Genomic DNA, 14,324 nt, shown 5'->3' on the forward strand with positions numbered 1-14,324 from the left:
GGCGGGGCGGGCGAGGCCGTCGTCGCCGATCACGAGATCCGTCACCTCGGCACCCCCTCCGGCTCGCGCGCGAGGGCCTCGCCCGAGAATCCCGTCACCCGCGGATTCTCGGCGCGGCGATGGATTCTCGCCGATCTCCCGCCTGTGAGGCCGGCGGCTAGAGCTCGTCCTCGTCGCGGTCGTCCTCGGTGCCGCCGTCGGGGTACGACGCCACCTCGGGGCGGCGCACGAGGAAGACGATCGAGGCAGCGAGGCCGCCCCAGACCAGCACCGCGGCGATGACGAGAGACGCGATGGCGATGCCGCTCATCGGGCGCCTCCCTTCAGGTTCAGCTGCGCATCCGTCGGCCAGGCCTCGAACCGGTCGGGATCATGCCGCCAGCGCAGCTGCGGCAGCACGAGCGCGCCGACGATCATGATGAGCACCGATCCCCAGCCGGCCACGCCGAGATACCACGTGGGGTAGCCCCCGTACCCGTTCACGAACAGATCGATGATCTTCGTGATGAGCATGTACGCGAGCACGGCCGGCGCCAGCACCGCCGTGAAGAACGTCCACAGGCGACCCACGTGGAACGTCGACAGCGCGCTGAGGTGCCGGGACAGCTCGCGGCCGCGGCGGCGCACCCACAGCACGATCACCGACATGGCGACGGCCGAGCCGACGATGCCGACGTTGTTGGCCCAGTTGTCCACGGTGTCGAGCGCCGTGAGGCCCGAGGTGGAGCCGAACAGCACCATCGACACGACGGCGAGTGCGCCGCCGAAGCCGAGCACCGCCTGGGCCCGGGTGAGGGCGAACTTGTCGCGCAGCGCGGCGATGATCACCTCGAGGATCGAGATGAGCGACGTCAGGCCCGCGAGCGTGAGCGATCCGAAGAACAGCGCACCGACCCACTCGCCGCCGGGCATCTCGCTCACGATGGCGGGGAAGGTCATGAACGCCAGGCCCACGCCCGTCAGGCCCTCGAGGTCGCCGACGGCGACGCCCTGCTGGAACGCGAAGAACCCGAGCGTCGCGAACACGCCGATGCCCGCGAGGATCTCGAACGACGAGTTGCCGAAGGCCACGACGAGGCCCGCGCCGGTCATGTTGGATCGGCGCTTGCGGTACGAGGCGAACGTGATCATGATGCCGAACGCCACCGACAGCGAGAAGAAGATCTGGCTGTACGCCGCGATCCAGACGTTCGGATCGGCGAGCGCGGCGAATTCGGGGGTGAAGAACTCGTCGAGGCCCTGCGCGGCGCCGGGCAGCGTGAGGGAGTAGATCACGATCGTCAGGAACGCGAGCACGAGCAGCGGGATGATGATGACGTTCGCGCGCTGCACGCCCTTCACCACGCCCGCGGCGAGGATGCCCAGGGTGACGATCCACATGATCGCGAGCGGGATCGCCACGGCCGGCATGTACTCGAGTGTGAACGGGGCCGTCGTCGAGTCGGCGGCGTGCAGGTAGTCGCCCGTGAAGAAGGCGGTGGGGTCATCGCCCCATCGCAGGTCCCACGAGAACACGAAGTAGCTCGACGACCACGCGAGCACCGCCGTGTAGTAGATCGCGATGAAGACGCTGATGAGCACCTGGAACCAGCCGAGCCCCTCGCCGAGCTTGCCGCCGAGGCGACGCAGCGCGAGCGGGGCGGAGCCGCGGAAGCGGTGCCCGATCGCGTAGTCGAGGAACAGGATCGGGATGCCGGCGGTGACGAGCGCCACGAGGTACGGGATGAGGAACGCCCCGCCACCGGATTCGTAGGCGACGCCCGGGAAGCGCCAGATGTTCCCGAGCCCGACGGCCGAGCCGAGGGCGGACAGGATGAATCCCACCTGCCCGGACCACTGCTCCCGCTCGGGGACGGCGGTGACTTCGCGCTGCGCTCGCGCCATGGTGCTCCTCGCTCGCGACGTTCGGTGACGGCCTTCGCCGGTGACCGAGAATACGCGGCCGGGCGGGCGCGAGGGAACAGCGCGCGGGATGTCGCGTCGGGAGCCGCGGGCTCAGGCGACCTGGTCGTCGCCCCCGTCGAGGGCGCGCAGCGGCCGGATCGGCGGGTGCGCGCCGTGGATCTCGCGGTGGATGCGCTCCATGCGCTCGTCGAGCTCGGCGGCCGTGAGGGCCGCGTCGCGCAGGCTGTCGGTGAGGCGCACCGGCACCTGGCGCTCGTACTTGTAGTAGATCTTGTGCTCGAGGCTCGCCCAGAAGTCCATGGCGATCGTGCGGAACTGCACCTCCACCGGCACATGCACGGTCCCCGTCGAGAGGAACACCGGCACCTCGACGATCGCGTGCAGGCTCTTGTAGCCGTTGGGCTTGGGGTGCGCGATGTAGTCCTTGACCTCGCGCACCGTCACGTCGTCCTGCCCCGCCAGCAGCTCGAACAGCCGGTAGGCGTCGCTCACGAAGCTGCACGTCACGCGCACGCCGGCGATGTCGGTGACCTGCTCGCGGATCGTGTCGAAGTCGGGCTCGATCCCCTTGCGCATCACCTTGGCGAGGATCGAGTCGGGCGTCTTCAGCCGGCACGACACGTTCTCGATCGGGTTGTACGCGTGCGTGTGCTCGAAGTCGTCGCGCAGGATGAGCATCTTCGTCTCGATCTCGCGCATCCCGAATCGGTACTCCGACAGGAACCGGGCCAGGTCGTCGCGGATCTCCCGCGCCTCCGCCAGCGCCTCGTCGTCGAAGGCGAGCGCGTCCGCCGCATCGGTGGTCATGCGACTCACGCTATGCAGGCGGGGTCGGCGTCGGCTGTGAGAAGCCTATGGTTCTGCCCGCGGCGGCCAGCGCCCTCGCGCGACGCGCGGCGCGTGCGCGAAGAGGCATCACGGGATACCGTGGCCCCATGGGCATCCTGTACTACGGCGGATCCGCCGTACCGATCCACATCGAGGACCGCGCGCTGGCTCACCTGAAGGTCGTGATCGTCGCGAAGCTGCGGCGCAACGAGAGCTTCACGGTGTCGTGGAAGCACCACGAGTCCGAGCCGACCGGGCGCAGCACCATCTGGATCAACCCGTCGCTGCCGCTGCGGTTCGTGTTCGACGAGCCCGAGGCGCCCGAGCTGAACCGCGCCTGGATCGAGGAGCTGGCGCACTCGGCGAACGCGCTCGGCGGCGTCATGCTGACCGAGGAGCACGTCGAGTCGCCGCCCGACCAGGAGCCCGCCCGCAACTGAGCGCGCACGAGAAGAGCGCCGACCCCCTCGGGGATCGGCGCTCTTCTCGTCTGAGCTGCGGGCGGCTCAGTCCTCGCCCGCCGGCTGCGAGCTCGGCTCGGGCGGCTCGGGGGTGATCGTGAGCCCGTTGGGACCGCTCGCGGCGAGCATGAGGTCGTCGAGCCACGCGCGGTTCAGGCGCGGCGCGCGCCCGCCCGAGAAGTGGAACTGCATCGGGATCGAGGGGTGCAGCCAGAAGCTGCGTCGCCCCTCGCCCTCGCCGAGCTTGGTGTCGAACATGAAGGGCTCGCCCCGGCGCAGCTTGTTCATGACGACAATGCGCAGGTGGGCCAGCGTGCGGTCATCGATCTCGACGCTTGTGGCCGCCGCGCCATAGAGGAACCGTCCCATGGGGCGACTCTAACCGACCCGCGCCGGGCGATATCGCGGGCGCGGGCAACGGCCCGGGTGGTACCCGGGCCGTTGCGGGGACGCGTCAGATGCCTGCGACGCCGCCCTGGTCGCGCGAGGTCTCCTGCGCGCCGTGGATCTCGCCGCGCCACGCGCCGGTCTCCGAGTCGCGCTCCTCGATGAACTCCTTGAAGCGCCGCAGGTCCATGCGTGCCTGCGCGTCGTCGATGCCGAGCGCCGCGCCGGCCTTCTCGAGGAGCCCCTCGGGCTCCCACTCCATCTCGAGGCGCACGTGCGTTCCCTCGGCGTTCGGCTCGAACTCGACGCTGCCGCGGTGGAAGGTGCCGTCGGCGCTCTGCCACGAGACGTGACGGTCGGGCACCTGATCGACGACGTCGGCGTAGAACGAGTTCTCCTTGCCCGCGATGCTCACCGTCCAGCGCGTGCGCACGTCATCGATCTGCTCGACCGACTTCACGGCCCCCAGGAACTCCGGGAACGATTCGAACTGCGTCCACTGGTCGTACACCTTGCTGATGGGCGCCTCGACGTCCACCTCCGCGCGAAGTGTGGTCGTGGCCATCTCGTGCCTCCTTAGGGATCTCATCTGCGGATGTCGTGCGAGCCACGCTAGGCACCGCGAATCGCGTTGACGACGGGGTTGACGCCGGGCGCGACGGCGCTCAACATGCCGATGCCCGCAAGCTTCGGGCGCCGGCCGTGTCAACCCGTGGCACCGCCGTGCGCCTCGCGTGAGGATCGCGGCATGGAGAAAGACGTGGATCGACGCCCCATGCGGTTCGCCTTCGGCGCCTGGATCACCATCGTCACGGTCGGCCTGGCGCTGATGATCCTGATCCCGGCCCTGGGGAGGTGACATGCGGCACTTCGCACGCGACGCGGGCCTGAGCTTGTTCTTCCTCGCGATCTTCTTCGCCACGATCATCGGACAGGCCTTCGCGGGGCTGGCGCAGAGCAACGAAGAGCTGGTCAGGCACGGCAGGCCCAAGGAGGGACTGTGGCAGTACGTGACGTCGAGCGAGTTCGTCGTCGACGTCGCGGAGAACTGGCAGAGCGAGTTCCTGCAGTTCTTCGTGTTCATCCTCGCCACGGTGTGGCTGGTGCAGCGCGGATCGCCCGAGTCGAAGAAGCCCGGCGACGAGGGGCGCGGGTCCGAGGAGGATCAGCTGCTCGGCCCGCACGCGCTGCCCGAGTCGCCCGCGTGGGCGAAGGTGGAGGGGGCGCGGCGCTGGCTGCTGTCGAACTCGATGCTCATCGTGATGGGCGCCGTCTTCGTGCTGTCGTGGCTCGCGCAGTCGCTGGCGGGCACCACCGTGGCGAACGAGGAGGCGGCACAGCACGGCGAGCCGCCGATGACGTGGCTCGCGTACATCGCGAGCCCGGAGTTCTGGAGCCGCACGCTGCAGAACTGGCAGTCGGAGTTCCTCGCGGTGGGCTGCATGGTGGCGTTCTCGATCTACCTGCGCCAGCGCGGCTCGTCCGAGGCGAAGCCGGTGGGCCTGCCGCACCACGTCGCGGGCGAGGAGTCGCAGTAGACGCGGTGCGGCCCGTGGCGGCCGCATGGGGATCGCCCCGCCGCGGGGTCCGCGATATGCCGGACCCGGCATGCCTGCCGACGCCGGAGAAGCGCTTCTCCGGGAGAGAACCGCTTGTCAAGCACCTTCCGAACGGCTCGCGGCCGGGCGTAGCGTCGCCCCGCCGCGCTTCTCCGCGGCAGGATGACGAGGGAGCGGGACGTGGTGTTCTCAGGCAACGTGACCTCACGCCGCAGACGCCTGGGGGCGCTCGCGGCGATCGCCGCGGTCGGCCTGCTCGGCGGCTGCGCCGTCGGCACCGGCGGCGCGGGCGGCGACGACGACGCGCAGTACGACGCGAACGCGACGCTCGAGGGCGAGCTGTCGGTGATGGGGTTCTCGGGCGTCGACGAGGTCGCGACGAGCCGCATGGACCTGGCCGAGCAGGAGCTCGGCGACGGCGTCGAGCTGCGCCTCATCGAGGGCGAGCTCGATCTGCAGCAGTTCCTGTCGACGGTGGCGACCGGCGACCCGCCCGATCTCGTCTACGCCAACCGCGACCAGATCGGCTCGCTCGCGGCGCGCGACGCGATCCTGCCCCTCGACCGCTGCATCGAGGGCGAGGGGATCGACACGTCGATGTACGTCGAGTCCGCGCTCGCGCAGGTGACGCTCGACGGCACGGTCTACGGCATCCCCGAGTTCAACGTCGTGCAGCTGACGATGGCGAACGCCGACCTGCTCGACGCGGCCGGCCTCTCGATCGAGGACGTGAACGGATCGGATCGCGAGGCGATGTCCGCCGCGAACGAGGCGCTCATGCGGCGCGGCGGCACGGGCCTCGAGGTGATCGGGATCGACAGCAAGCTCCCGGAGTTCTTCCCCCTGTGGGCGAAGGCCGCCGGCGTCGACCTGCTGTCGGAGGACGGTCGCGAGGCGAACCTCGACGATCCCGAGGCCGTGCGCGCCCTCGAATGGGCCGTGTCGATCTACGACGCGCAGGGCGGCTTCGCCGACGTGAAGGCGTTCCGCGACTCGGCCGACTTCTTCGGCGAGGGCAACCAGTTCGCCAGCGGCGTGCTGGGCGCCATGCCGATGGAGCAGTGGTACGTCAACGTGCTCAGCGACGTCTCCCCCGACGCGCCGCTCGCGTTCGACACCGTGCGCGACCTCGAGGGCGAGCCGCTCGCGTACGCGTCCGGATCGGCGTGGGCGATCCCCGCGGGCGCCGAGAACCCCGAGGCGGCGTGCCGCTGGGCGCGGGCGATGACCTCGCTCGACGCGTGGCAGGCGGCCGCGCAGGCGCGCCTCGAGCTGCGCGAGGCCGAGGGCAAGCCGTTCACCGGCATCCTCACCGGCAACGCCGAGGCGGACGAGATGGTGCGCGACATGGTGACCTCGGGCGGCGAGCCGTGGGACGCGGGCGTCGAGGCGATGTACGAGGCCAACGAGCACACCTTCGCCCTGCCGGCCAACCCCGCCGACGCCGAGTTCGAGCAGGCCATGAACGACGCCGTCAACGCCGTGCTCACGGGCGAGGCCGAGCCGGCCGACGCGCTCGCCGACGCGCAGCAGCAGGCGCAGGAGGCGCTCGACGAGGCCTGGGAGAGGGTCGAGGGCGAGGGATGAGGCGGCGCGAGTCCCTCGCCGCCGTCGGATTCCTCAGCCCCTGGCTGATCGGCTTCGCGGTCTTCACCGCGTGGCCGATCCTGTACAGCGCCTACCTGTCGCTGACCGACTACGACGTCATCAACGATCCGAACTTCGTCGGCTTCGACAACTACGTCGAGCTGTTCGAGGATCCGAAGGTCTCGCTCGCGCTCGGCAACACGCTGCTGTTCGCCGTGCTGCAGGTGCCGCTGTACGTGGCGGTCTCCCTCGCCCTCCCATGCTGCTGAACCGGGCCGGGCGGGCGTCCGGGTTCTTCCGGACCGTGTTCTTCCTGCCCAAGATGACCCCGCCCGTCGCGGTGGGCATCCTGTTCCTGCTGCTGTTCAACGGCCAGAACGGGGTCATCAACGGCGCCCTGGGCGCGGTGGGGATCGACGGACCGTCGTGGACGACCGACCCGGCGTGGGTGAAGCCGGGGCTCGTGATCATGAGCCTGTGGACCGTGGGATCGTCGGTGCTGATCCTGCTGGCCGCGCTGCGGGGCGTGCCCGAGGAGCTGTACGAGTCCGCCACGCTGGACGGCGCGGGCGGCTGGCGGCGCTTCCTCAGCGTGACGCTGCCGATGATCAGCCCCGCGGTGTTCTTCATCGTCGTCGTCAACACGATCGCCGCGCTGCAGACCTTCGACGAGGCGTACACCGCCTTCTTCGGCGCGGGCAACTCCACGTACAGCAACGACGCCGCGCTGTTCTACGTCATCTACCTGTTCCAGCAGGCGTTCGAGTTCCTGCACATGGGGTACGCGTCGGCGATGGCCTGGGTGCTGTTCGTCGTGATCATGGCGATCACCGCCGTCCAGATGGTGCTCTCGCGGCGCCTCGTGCACTACGAGGGGGCCGCGCGATGAGCGCCCTGACCGAGCGCGTGCCGCTGGCCGTCGGCACCGACGCGGAGGCGGCCGGATCGATCGCCGGCGCGCGGCGCGGGCCGTCGCGCCGGCGTCGGACGCGGATCGGGCGGATCGTCTCGATCGTGCTGCTGTGCCTGGTCGGCGTCGTCTTCGTCTACCCGTTCGTGTGGCTCGTGAGCGCGTCGTTCAAGCCGCGCGGCGAGGTGTTCGACAACCGCCTCATCCCCGAGACGTTCACGTTCGACAACTACATCGCCGTCTGGCAGGAGGCGCCGCTGGCGCTGTGGCTGCTCAACACGGTCATCGTCACGGTGCTGGCGGCCACGGCCGTGACGCTGTCGAGCGCCATGGTGGCGTGGGGCTTCGCGCACTTCCGCTTCCGCGGCCGCGGGTTCCTCTTCTCCCTCGTGCTCGGCTCGATGATGCTCCCGGGCGCCGTCACGATGATCCCGACGTTCCTCATCTGGAACTCGCTCGGCCAGGTGGGCACGCTCACCCCCATGTGGGCGCACAACCTCTTCGGCAGCGCGTTCTACATCTTCCTGATGCGGCAGTTCATGCTGTCGCTGCCGCGCGAGCTGTTCGATGCTGCGCGGGTCGACGGGGCGGGGCCGTGGCAGGTGTTCTGGCGCATCGCGCTGCCGCTGAGCCGGCCCGTCATCGCGGTCACGCTCGTGTTCGAGGTGCAGACGGTGTGGACCGACCTGATGCGCGGCCTCATCTACCTGCGCGACAGCGCCACGTTCACGGTGCCGCGGGGCCTGAAGTCGCTCGTGGACGCCTTCGGGTTCGGCGGCGAGTGGCACTGGGAGATCCTCGTGACCGCGAGCGTGGTGACGACCGTGCCGATGATCGTGCTGTTCTTCCTCGCGCAGCGACACATCATCCAGGGCGTCGCCACGACGGGCCTCAAGGGCTGAGGGTGAGGCGCGCGTCCGCGGATCGACACGGGCTCGCGAACTCGTCCCACTCAACCACTCAGGCGTCGGCCGGTGCGGCGGCGGCCCGCCTAGCGTGGAGAGCAGATCGGATCCCGCACGGCGGATCGCTTCGGGGCCGAGCGAGGAATCGCTCGCCGCGACCGCCGGGCGGGACGAGGCACACAACTGAACACGGAGTCCTTTCGGCAGGGAAGCATCGGCCGGGAGCGCGCGGATCCGGTGGGTCCCGCCTCCCGGCCGATCGCCGTTCCCGTAGATTCGGGGGCATGACCCGGGCTCCCGAACGACGGATGCCGTGGGCGCACGCGCTTCGCTACGCCGGGGTCGCGATCGGCGCGCCGTACGCCGTGGCGCTGCTCATCGTCCTCGCGCTGGTCGGGCTCTCTTCCCCGCGCCCCGGCGATCCGTCGGTCGCCGGCATGGCGCTGGTCGGCGCGATCATCGCGGCGGCGTCATTCCTCGCGCTCGCGCTGCTTGCACGCCGCCGCCCGCCGCGGTCGCGGATGATCGCGTTCGGACAGGCGCTGCTGGCGTGCCTTCTCGCGATCCTCGCCGTTCTCGTCGCGACGGGTGCCGCGACGGTCGTCGTCGAGGCCGCCTCGCCCACGCCGGCGCGCGCCCCCTTCGCACTGCCGCTCCTGTCGATCACCGTCGCGTACGCCGTCGCCGTCGTGGCGCTGCTCGGCACCCCGCTCTGGGTGGGCGCCGGCGTCGTGGCGGCGGCGCCCCTGCTCGGCCTGCCGCCCCGGCCGGAGCTTCGCGCGCCCGGCGCGATCGGCGCCGGCCTCGCGCTCGCGCTGCTGGCGGCGGTGACGATGCTCGCGGGCGTCTTCCGCTCCCCCGCGGAGGCGGCCTCCGAGGTGTGCGCCGCGGAGGCCTGGGCGGCGCCACACGGCGCGGTCTTCACGGGCGCGTGGAGCTGGTTCCCGCTCGGGTGGCGTTGCGCGTGGGACGGCGTCGGCACGGCCACGAACTGGTGGCCCACCTTCGCCCTCGGCTGGGGCCTCGGCGGCCTCGCGCTCGGGCTGGCGCTGTGGGCGGCGAACCGTCCGGCGCGCCCGCGCACCGAGGTGCCGCAGCTGCCCGACGAGGAGTCGATCTTCCCCTGATCCCGGCGGTGTCAAGCCCCTGACGACGGCCCCTGCCCGGCGCGATTCTGGACCGGACAGAGGAGGCCACATGAGCGAGAACGACGTGCCGACCGGCAAGCCGAGCCAGGCCGAGGGCGAGGACCCGGACGCCCCCGACACCGGCGACCCCATCGAGGTCGGCGGTCACCCGTCCCAGGCCGAGGGCGAGGACGACGAGGACGCCTGATCCGTCAGGCCCGGCGCGGCGTCAGCCACACGGCGAGCGCCGCGCCGGCCGCGCCGCCCACCAGCTGCGCCGCGACGAACGGCGCCACCGAGGCGGGAGCGATACCCGCGAACGAGTCGCTGAACGCCCGCCCGATCGTGATGGCCGGGTTGGCGAAGCTCGTCGACGCGGTGAACCAGTACGCCGCGCCGATGTACGCGCCTACCGCGGGGGCGGCGAGCGCGCCGCGGCCCGTGCGGGCGAGCAGCAGGATCACGAGCACGAGGCCCGCGGTCGCGACCCCCTCGGCGAGCAGGAGGGGCGCGCCCGCGCGATCCGTCGTCGACCACGACACGGCGGCGGCGCCGAACATGAGGTTCGCGAGGATCGTCCCCGCGATGCAGCCGGCGATCTGCGCGGCGACGTAGGGGGCGACCTCGCGCCACGCCCGCCCGCCCGTGGCGGCGTCGACGAGGGTGACGACGGGGTTGAAGTGCGCGCCCGAGATCGGGGCGAGGATCGCGATGAGCACGGCCAGACCCAGGGCGGTCGCGAGCGCGTTCTCGAGCAGCTGCAGCCCCGCATCTCCCGGCGACATCCGCTGCGCCATGATCCCCGAGCCCACGACGACTGCCGCCAGCAGCGCCGATCCGAGCGCCTCCGCCGTCGCCCGCCGCGCGATCCCCGGTTCCGAGACGAGGACATTCGCCCGAGACGAGGGCGATTCGGCGGGATGCGAGCCGGTCTCGGGCGATTCCCCTCGGGTGGGAGCGCGGCCGCTCACGGCTTGAGCACCTCGGAGACGCGGTCGAGCGCGCCAGGGACGAGCGCGTAGTAGGCCCAGGTGCCGCGCTTGGAGCGGCTGAGGAAGCCCGCGTCGGTGAGGATCTTCAGGTGGTGCGACACGGTCGGCTGGCTGAGGCCGACGGGCTCGGTCAGGTCGCACACGCACGCCTCCTGGCCCTCGCTCGCGGCCACGATCGACAGCAGCCGCAGGCGGGTCGGATCGGCCAGCGCCTTGATGGTGCGGGCGAGCTCGGCCGCCTCGCTCGCCGAGATCGGCTCGCGCGCGAGGGGCGCGCAGCACGCGGCGGCGGGGGCGTCGAGGAGCGGGAGCGAAGTGGCCATGCATCGAAGATAGTCGATATTGACAGATGTCGATAGATGCGAGCAGGATGTGTCCATCGACATCCTTCAATGAACGGAAGAGGATCATGACCCTCCTCGACATCGCACCCGCCCCCACCGCGGGCAACCGGCTCGACGGCCTGCCGATCGCCATCATCGGCGCCGGCCCGGTGGGGCTCGCGGCCGCCGCCCACCTCGCCGAGCGCGGCATCGACTTCGTCGTCTACGAGCGGGGCGACAGCGTCGCCGACGCCGTGCGCGGCTGGGGGCACACGCGCCTGTTCTCGCCGTGGGAGCACCTCGTGGACGACGCGGCCCGGCGCCTGCTCGAGTCCGGCGGCTGGACCATGCCGCCGGCCGGCGTCGCCCCGACGGGCGCCGAGCTCGTGCGCGACTACCTCACGCCCCTCGCGGCCCACCCCGCGATCGCGCCGCACATCCGCACGGGCGTGGAGGTCGTCGCCGTCACGCGCGAGGGCATGGATCGCACGCGCACGCGCGGCCGCGCGCAGGCGCCGTTCGCCCTGCGGCTGCACGCGCCCGACGGGGCCGAGGAGCGCAGCGCGCGCGGCGTGCTCGACGCCTCGGGCACGTGGGCGAACCCGGGGCGTCTCGGATCGCATGGCCTCGACCCGCTCGGCGCCGACGCGGTGGCGGACCGCCTCGTCGCGCCGCTGCCCGATGTGCTGGGCGCCGACCGGGCCCGGTTCGCCGGCCGGCACACCACGGTCGTGGGCGCCGGGCACTCGGCGGCCAACACCCTGATCGCCCTCGCCACGCTCGCGCAGCTCGAGCCCGGCACCCGCGCGACGTGGCTCATCCGCAACGCGCGCGCCGCGCGGGTCACGACCGCCGACGATGAGCTCGAGGGGCGCGGGCAGCTCGGATCGCGCCTCGAGCGGCTCGTCGCGACCGGCCGGATCGAGGTGGTCGACTCCTTCGAGATCGCGCGCCTCGAGCCCCACGGCGACGGCGTGCGCGTGCACGGCCGGCGCGGCGACGGCATGGACAGCCACGACACCGACCTGATCGTGAACGCCACGGGCTTCCGCCCCGATCTCGACATGCTGCGCGAGCTGCGCCTCGGCCTGGACGAGATCGTCGAGGCGCCCCGGCGCCTCGCGCCCCTGATCGATCCGAACGTGCACTCGTGCGGCACCGTCGAGCCGCACGGGTACCGCGAGCTCGCCCACCCCGAGCCGGGCTTCTTCATCGTGGGGATGAAGAGCTACGGCCGCGCGCCGACGTTCCTGCTCAAGACCGGCTACGAGCAGGTGCGCTCGGTCGTGGCGTGGCTCGCCGGCGACGCCGAATCGGCCGGCCGCGTGGAGCTCGTGCTGCCCGCCACCGGCGTGTGCAGCACGACCGACGGGTGCTGCGCGTGAGCGCACTCGTCCGCGTCCGCGCGATGACGCCCGGAGACTGGCCCGAGGTCGAGCGCATCTACCAGGCCGGGATCGACACGGGAGATGCGACCTTCGAGACGCGCACGCCCACGTGGGAGGCGTTCGACGCGAGCCGCCTCGCGCATCCCCGACTCGTCGCCGAGGTCGAAGGCGACGTCGCGGGGTGGGTGGCCGCATCGGCGGTGTCGGCCCGCCCCGTGTACCGCGGCGTCGTGGAGCACTCGGTATACGTCGACCCCGCGGCGCGCGGGCGTGGCGTGGGTCGGGCGCTGCTGGAGGCCTTCATCGCGGCGGCCGAGGCGGCCGGGATCTGGACGATCCAGTCGTCGATCTTCCCCGAGAACGTCGCGAGCCTGCGCCTGCACGCCGCCGTCGGGTTCCGCCAGGTGGGCCGGCGCGAGCGGATCGCGCAGGCCGCCGCCGGCCCGCACGTCGGCGAGTGGCGCGACACGATCCTCATCGAGCGCCGCGCGCGGTGACTCGGCGCGGTGACTCGGCGCGGTGACACCGGCGCGGTGACTCGGCGCGGTGACACCGGCGCGGGCCGTGCCGAGCGAGGGCGGAACCCATAGACTGCGATCTATGAGTACCGCCGCCGTCTCGCTCACCGCGCTCGCGGATCCGACGCGGGCGCGCATCGCGCGGATCCTCCTCGCCGCGCCCGGCCGACGCGCGTCGGTGACCGCCCTGGCGAACGAGCTCGGGCTGCGGCAGCCGACCGTGAGCCACCACCTGGGCACGCTGCGCGAGGCAGGGGTCGTGACCTCCGCGAAGGAGGGCCGCCGCGTCTGGTACGCGCTCGTCCCAGAGCGGCTCGACCGCGTCGCCGAGATCGTCGGCGCGGAACCGTCGGCGCCGCTGCCGTTCGACGCGGACGGCGCCGTCGACCGGATCGCGGAGCGCTTCCGCGGCATCCACTCCCGCGAGACCGTGGCCGCCTGCCTCGCCGAGAGCATGCGGCTGCTCGCGGCCAGCGGCGAGGCGCCGCGCGACCTCGGCTCCCGCGCCGCGGACTTCACGGCGTCTCGGCTCGAGGCGCTGGCGCGCGCGGCGGGCCAGGGGCCGCGCGAGACGCCGGAGGTGCTCTTCGTCTGCGTGCGCAACGCGGGGCGATCGCAGCTCGCGGCGGCGCTGCTGCGCCAGCTGGCCGGCCCGCGCGTGAACGTGCGCTCGGCCGGGTCGGCGCCGGCGGCCCGACTCGCCCCCGACGTGGTGGCGAGCCTCGACGAGGTCGGCGTGCCGCTGGGCGGCGAGTTCCCCAAGCCGCTCACGGACGAGGCGGTGCGCGCCGCCGACGTCGTCGTGACGATGGGCTGCGGCGACGCGTGCCCCGTCTACCCCGGCAAGCGCTACGAGGACTGGGACCTGCCCGATCCCGCGATCCTGCCGCCCGACGAGGTCCGCGCCGTCCGCGACGAGATCGAGCGGCGGGTGCGCCGGCTGCTGGATGAGCTGCTCGCGCGGTGAGCCGCTTCCCCAATTCATAGATATTGGTCTATGCTTCAAACATGACCGAGACGCCCTCGCCCAAGCCCACCGTCCTGTTCGTGTGCGTGCACAACGCCGGCCGCTCGCAGATGGCCGCCGGCTGGCTGCAGCACCTCGCGGGCGACCGCGTGGAGGTGCTGAGCGCCGGCTCCGCCCCGAAGGACAGCATCAACCCCGTCGCCGTCGAGGCCATGAGCGAGGTCGGCATCGACATCGCCGGCAACACGCCCAAGGTGCTCACCGTCGAGGCCGTGAAGGAGTCGGACGTCGTCATCACGATGGGCTGCGGCGACGCCTGCCCGATCTTCCCCGGCAAGCGCTACGAGGACTGGGAGCTGCAGGACCCCGCGGGCCAGGGCATCGAGACCGTCCGCCCCATCCGCGACGAGATCCGCGCGCGCGTCGAGGCGCTCGTCGCCGAGATCGCGCCAGCGTGAGACAGGGGA

General features: G+C 71.9%; 19 protein-coding genes. 12 read left to right on the top strand and 7 right to left on the bottom strand.

The window, feature by feature from the left end; translation table 11 throughout:
- Positions 1-157: 157 nt before the first annotated feature.
- The 3 genes from ACWDR7_RS05035 to ACWDR7_RS05045 form a co-directional block, all read right to left on the bottom strand.
- Positions 158-310: a MetS family NSS transporter small subunit gene (locus ACWDR7_RS05035; RefSeq protein ID WP_449853836.1), complete on the bottom strand. Its 153-nt coding sequence runs from the start codon at positions 308-310 to the stop codon at positions 158-160.
- A complete protein-coding gene (locus ACWDR7_RS05040; RefSeq protein WP_449853837.1) occupies positions 307-1,884 on the bottom strand; it encodes a sodium-dependent transporter in 1,578 nt (525 codons plus the stop codon). Before ACWDR7_RS05040 ends, ACWDR7_RS05035 begins: the two co-directional genes overlap by 4 nt.
- Before the next feature lie 111 nt (positions 1,885-1,995).
- Entirely contained in the window at positions 1,996-2,712 is a 717-nt protein-coding gene (locus ACWDR7_RS05045; protein WP_449853838.1) for a GTP pyrophosphokinase, read from the bottom strand.
- Positions 2,713-2,840: 128 nt separating this feature from the next.
- On the opposite strand from ACWDR7_RS05045, the gene ACWDR7_RS05050 reads away from it, so the two are divergent.
- Positions 2,841-3,173: a DUF7882 family protein gene (locus tag ACWDR7_RS05050; RefSeq protein WP_449853839.1), complete on the top strand. Its 333-nt coding sequence runs from the start codon at positions 2,841-2,843 to the stop codon at positions 3,171-3,173.
- Positions 3,174-3,239: 66 nt separating this feature from the next.
- On the opposite strand, the gene ACWDR7_RS05055 is transcribed toward ACWDR7_RS05050, so the two are convergent.
- Positions 3,240-3,563, bottom strand: coding sequence for a DUF7882 family protein (locus ACWDR7_RS05055; RefSeq protein WP_449853840.1), 324 nt, complete (start codon positions 3,561-3,563; stop codon positions 3,240-3,242).
- Between the two features lie 85 nt (positions 3,564-3,648).
- Entirely contained in the window at positions 3,649-4,146 is a 498-nt protein-coding gene (locus ACWDR7_RS05060; protein WP_449853841.1) for an SRPBCC family protein, read from the bottom strand.
- A 295-nt stretch (positions 4,147-4,441) separates the two neighbouring features.
- On the opposite strand from ACWDR7_RS05060, the gene ACWDR7_RS05065 reads away from it, so the two are divergent.
- The 7 genes from ACWDR7_RS05065 (at position 4,442) to ACWDR7_RS05095 (ending at position 9,877) form a co-directional block, all read left to right on the top strand.
- Positions 4,442-5,119 (top strand): DUF6766 family protein, encoded by a 678-nt coding sequence (locus ACWDR7_RS05065; RefSeq protein WP_449853842.1) that lies wholly within the window; start codon positions 4,442-4,444, stop codon positions 5,117-5,119.
- A 219-nt stretch (positions 5,120-5,338) separates the two neighbouring features.
- The gene (locus ACWDR7_RS05070) at positions 5,339-6,727 is read left to right on the top strand and encodes an ABC transporter substrate-binding protein (RefSeq protein WP_449853843.1); all 1,389 of its coding nucleotides are present in this window, start codon (positions 5,339-5,341) and stop codon (positions 6,725-6,727) included.
- Complete coding sequence (locus tag ACWDR7_RS05075; protein ID WP_449853844.1) at positions 6,724-6,996, top strand: carbohydrate ABC transporter permease; 273 nt, start codon at positions 6,724-6,726, stop codon at positions 6,994-6,996. Before ACWDR7_RS05070 ends, ACWDR7_RS05075 begins: the two co-directional genes overlap by 4 nt.
- Positions 6,987-7,616, top strand: coding sequence for a carbohydrate ABC transporter permease (locus ACWDR7_RS05080; protein ID WP_449853845.1), 630 nt, complete (start codon positions 6,987-6,989; stop codon positions 7,614-7,616). The genes ACWDR7_RS05075 and ACWDR7_RS05080 overlap by 10 nt, the downstream gene beginning before the upstream one ends.
- Positions 7,613-8,539 (top strand): carbohydrate ABC transporter permease, encoded by a 927-nt coding sequence (locus ACWDR7_RS05085; protein WP_449853846.1) that lies wholly within the window; start codon positions 7,613-7,615, stop codon positions 8,537-8,539. The genes ACWDR7_RS05080 and ACWDR7_RS05085 overlap by 4 nt, the downstream gene beginning before the upstream one ends.
- A 287-nt stretch (positions 8,540-8,826) precedes the next feature.
- On the top strand, positions 8,827-9,669 hold the full coding sequence (locus ACWDR7_RS05090) for a hypothetical protein (protein ID WP_449853847.1): 843 nt from the start codon (positions 8,827-8,829) through the stop codon (positions 9,667-9,669).
- Between the two features lie 70 nt (positions 9,670-9,739).
- On the top strand, positions 9,740-9,877 hold the full coding sequence (locus ACWDR7_RS05095) for a hypothetical protein (protein WP_449853848.1): 138 nt from the start codon (positions 9,740-9,742) through the stop codon (positions 9,875-9,877).
- Positions 9,878-9,881: 4 nt separating this feature from the next.
- On the opposite strand, the gene ACWDR7_RS05100 is transcribed toward ACWDR7_RS05095, so the two are convergent.
- A complete protein-coding gene (locus ACWDR7_RS05100; RefSeq protein WP_449853908.1) occupies positions 9,882-10,538 on the bottom strand; it encodes an aquaporin in 657 nt (218 codons plus the stop codon).
- A gap of 98 nt (positions 10,539-10,636) precedes the next feature.
- Complete coding sequence (locus ACWDR7_RS05105) at positions 10,637-10,984, bottom strand: ArsR/SmtB family transcription factor (RefSeq protein WP_449853849.1); 348 nt, start codon at positions 10,982-10,984, stop codon at positions 10,637-10,639.
- A gap of 86 nt (positions 10,985-11,070) precedes the next feature.
- Here ACWDR7_RS05105 and ACWDR7_RS05110 point away from each other — a divergent pair, with 86 nt between their 5' ends.
- The 4 genes from ACWDR7_RS05110 (at position 11,071) to ACWDR7_RS05125 (ending at position 14,315) form a co-directional block, all read left to right on the top strand.
- Positions 11,071-12,369: an FAD-dependent oxidoreductase gene (locus ACWDR7_RS05110; protein WP_449853850.1), complete on the top strand. Its 1,299-nt coding sequence runs from the start codon at positions 11,071-11,073 to the stop codon at positions 12,367-12,369.
- Between the two features lie 23 nt (positions 12,370-12,392).
- Positions 12,393-12,869 carry an N-acetyltransferase family protein gene (locus ACWDR7_RS05115; protein WP_449853909.1) on the top strand — a complete coding sequence of 159 codons (477 nt, stop codon included), beginning with the start codon at positions 12,393-12,395 and terminating at the stop codon, positions 12,867-12,869.
- A gap of 103 nt (positions 12,870-12,972) precedes the next feature.
- Entirely contained in the window at positions 12,973-13,857 is an 885-nt protein-coding gene (locus ACWDR7_RS05120; RefSeq protein ID WP_449853851.1) for a metalloregulator ArsR/SmtB family transcription factor, read from the top strand.
- Between the two features lie 41 nt (positions 13,858-13,898).
- The gene (locus ACWDR7_RS05125) at positions 13,899-14,315 is read left to right on the top strand and encodes an arsenate reductase ArsC (protein ID WP_449853852.1); all 417 of its coding nucleotides are present in this window, start codon (positions 13,899-13,901) and stop codon (positions 14,313-14,315) included.
- The last annotated feature ends 9 nt before the right edge of the window (positions 14,316-14,324 follow it).

This window comes from Microbacterium sp. NPDC003461 (assembly GCF_053588335.1).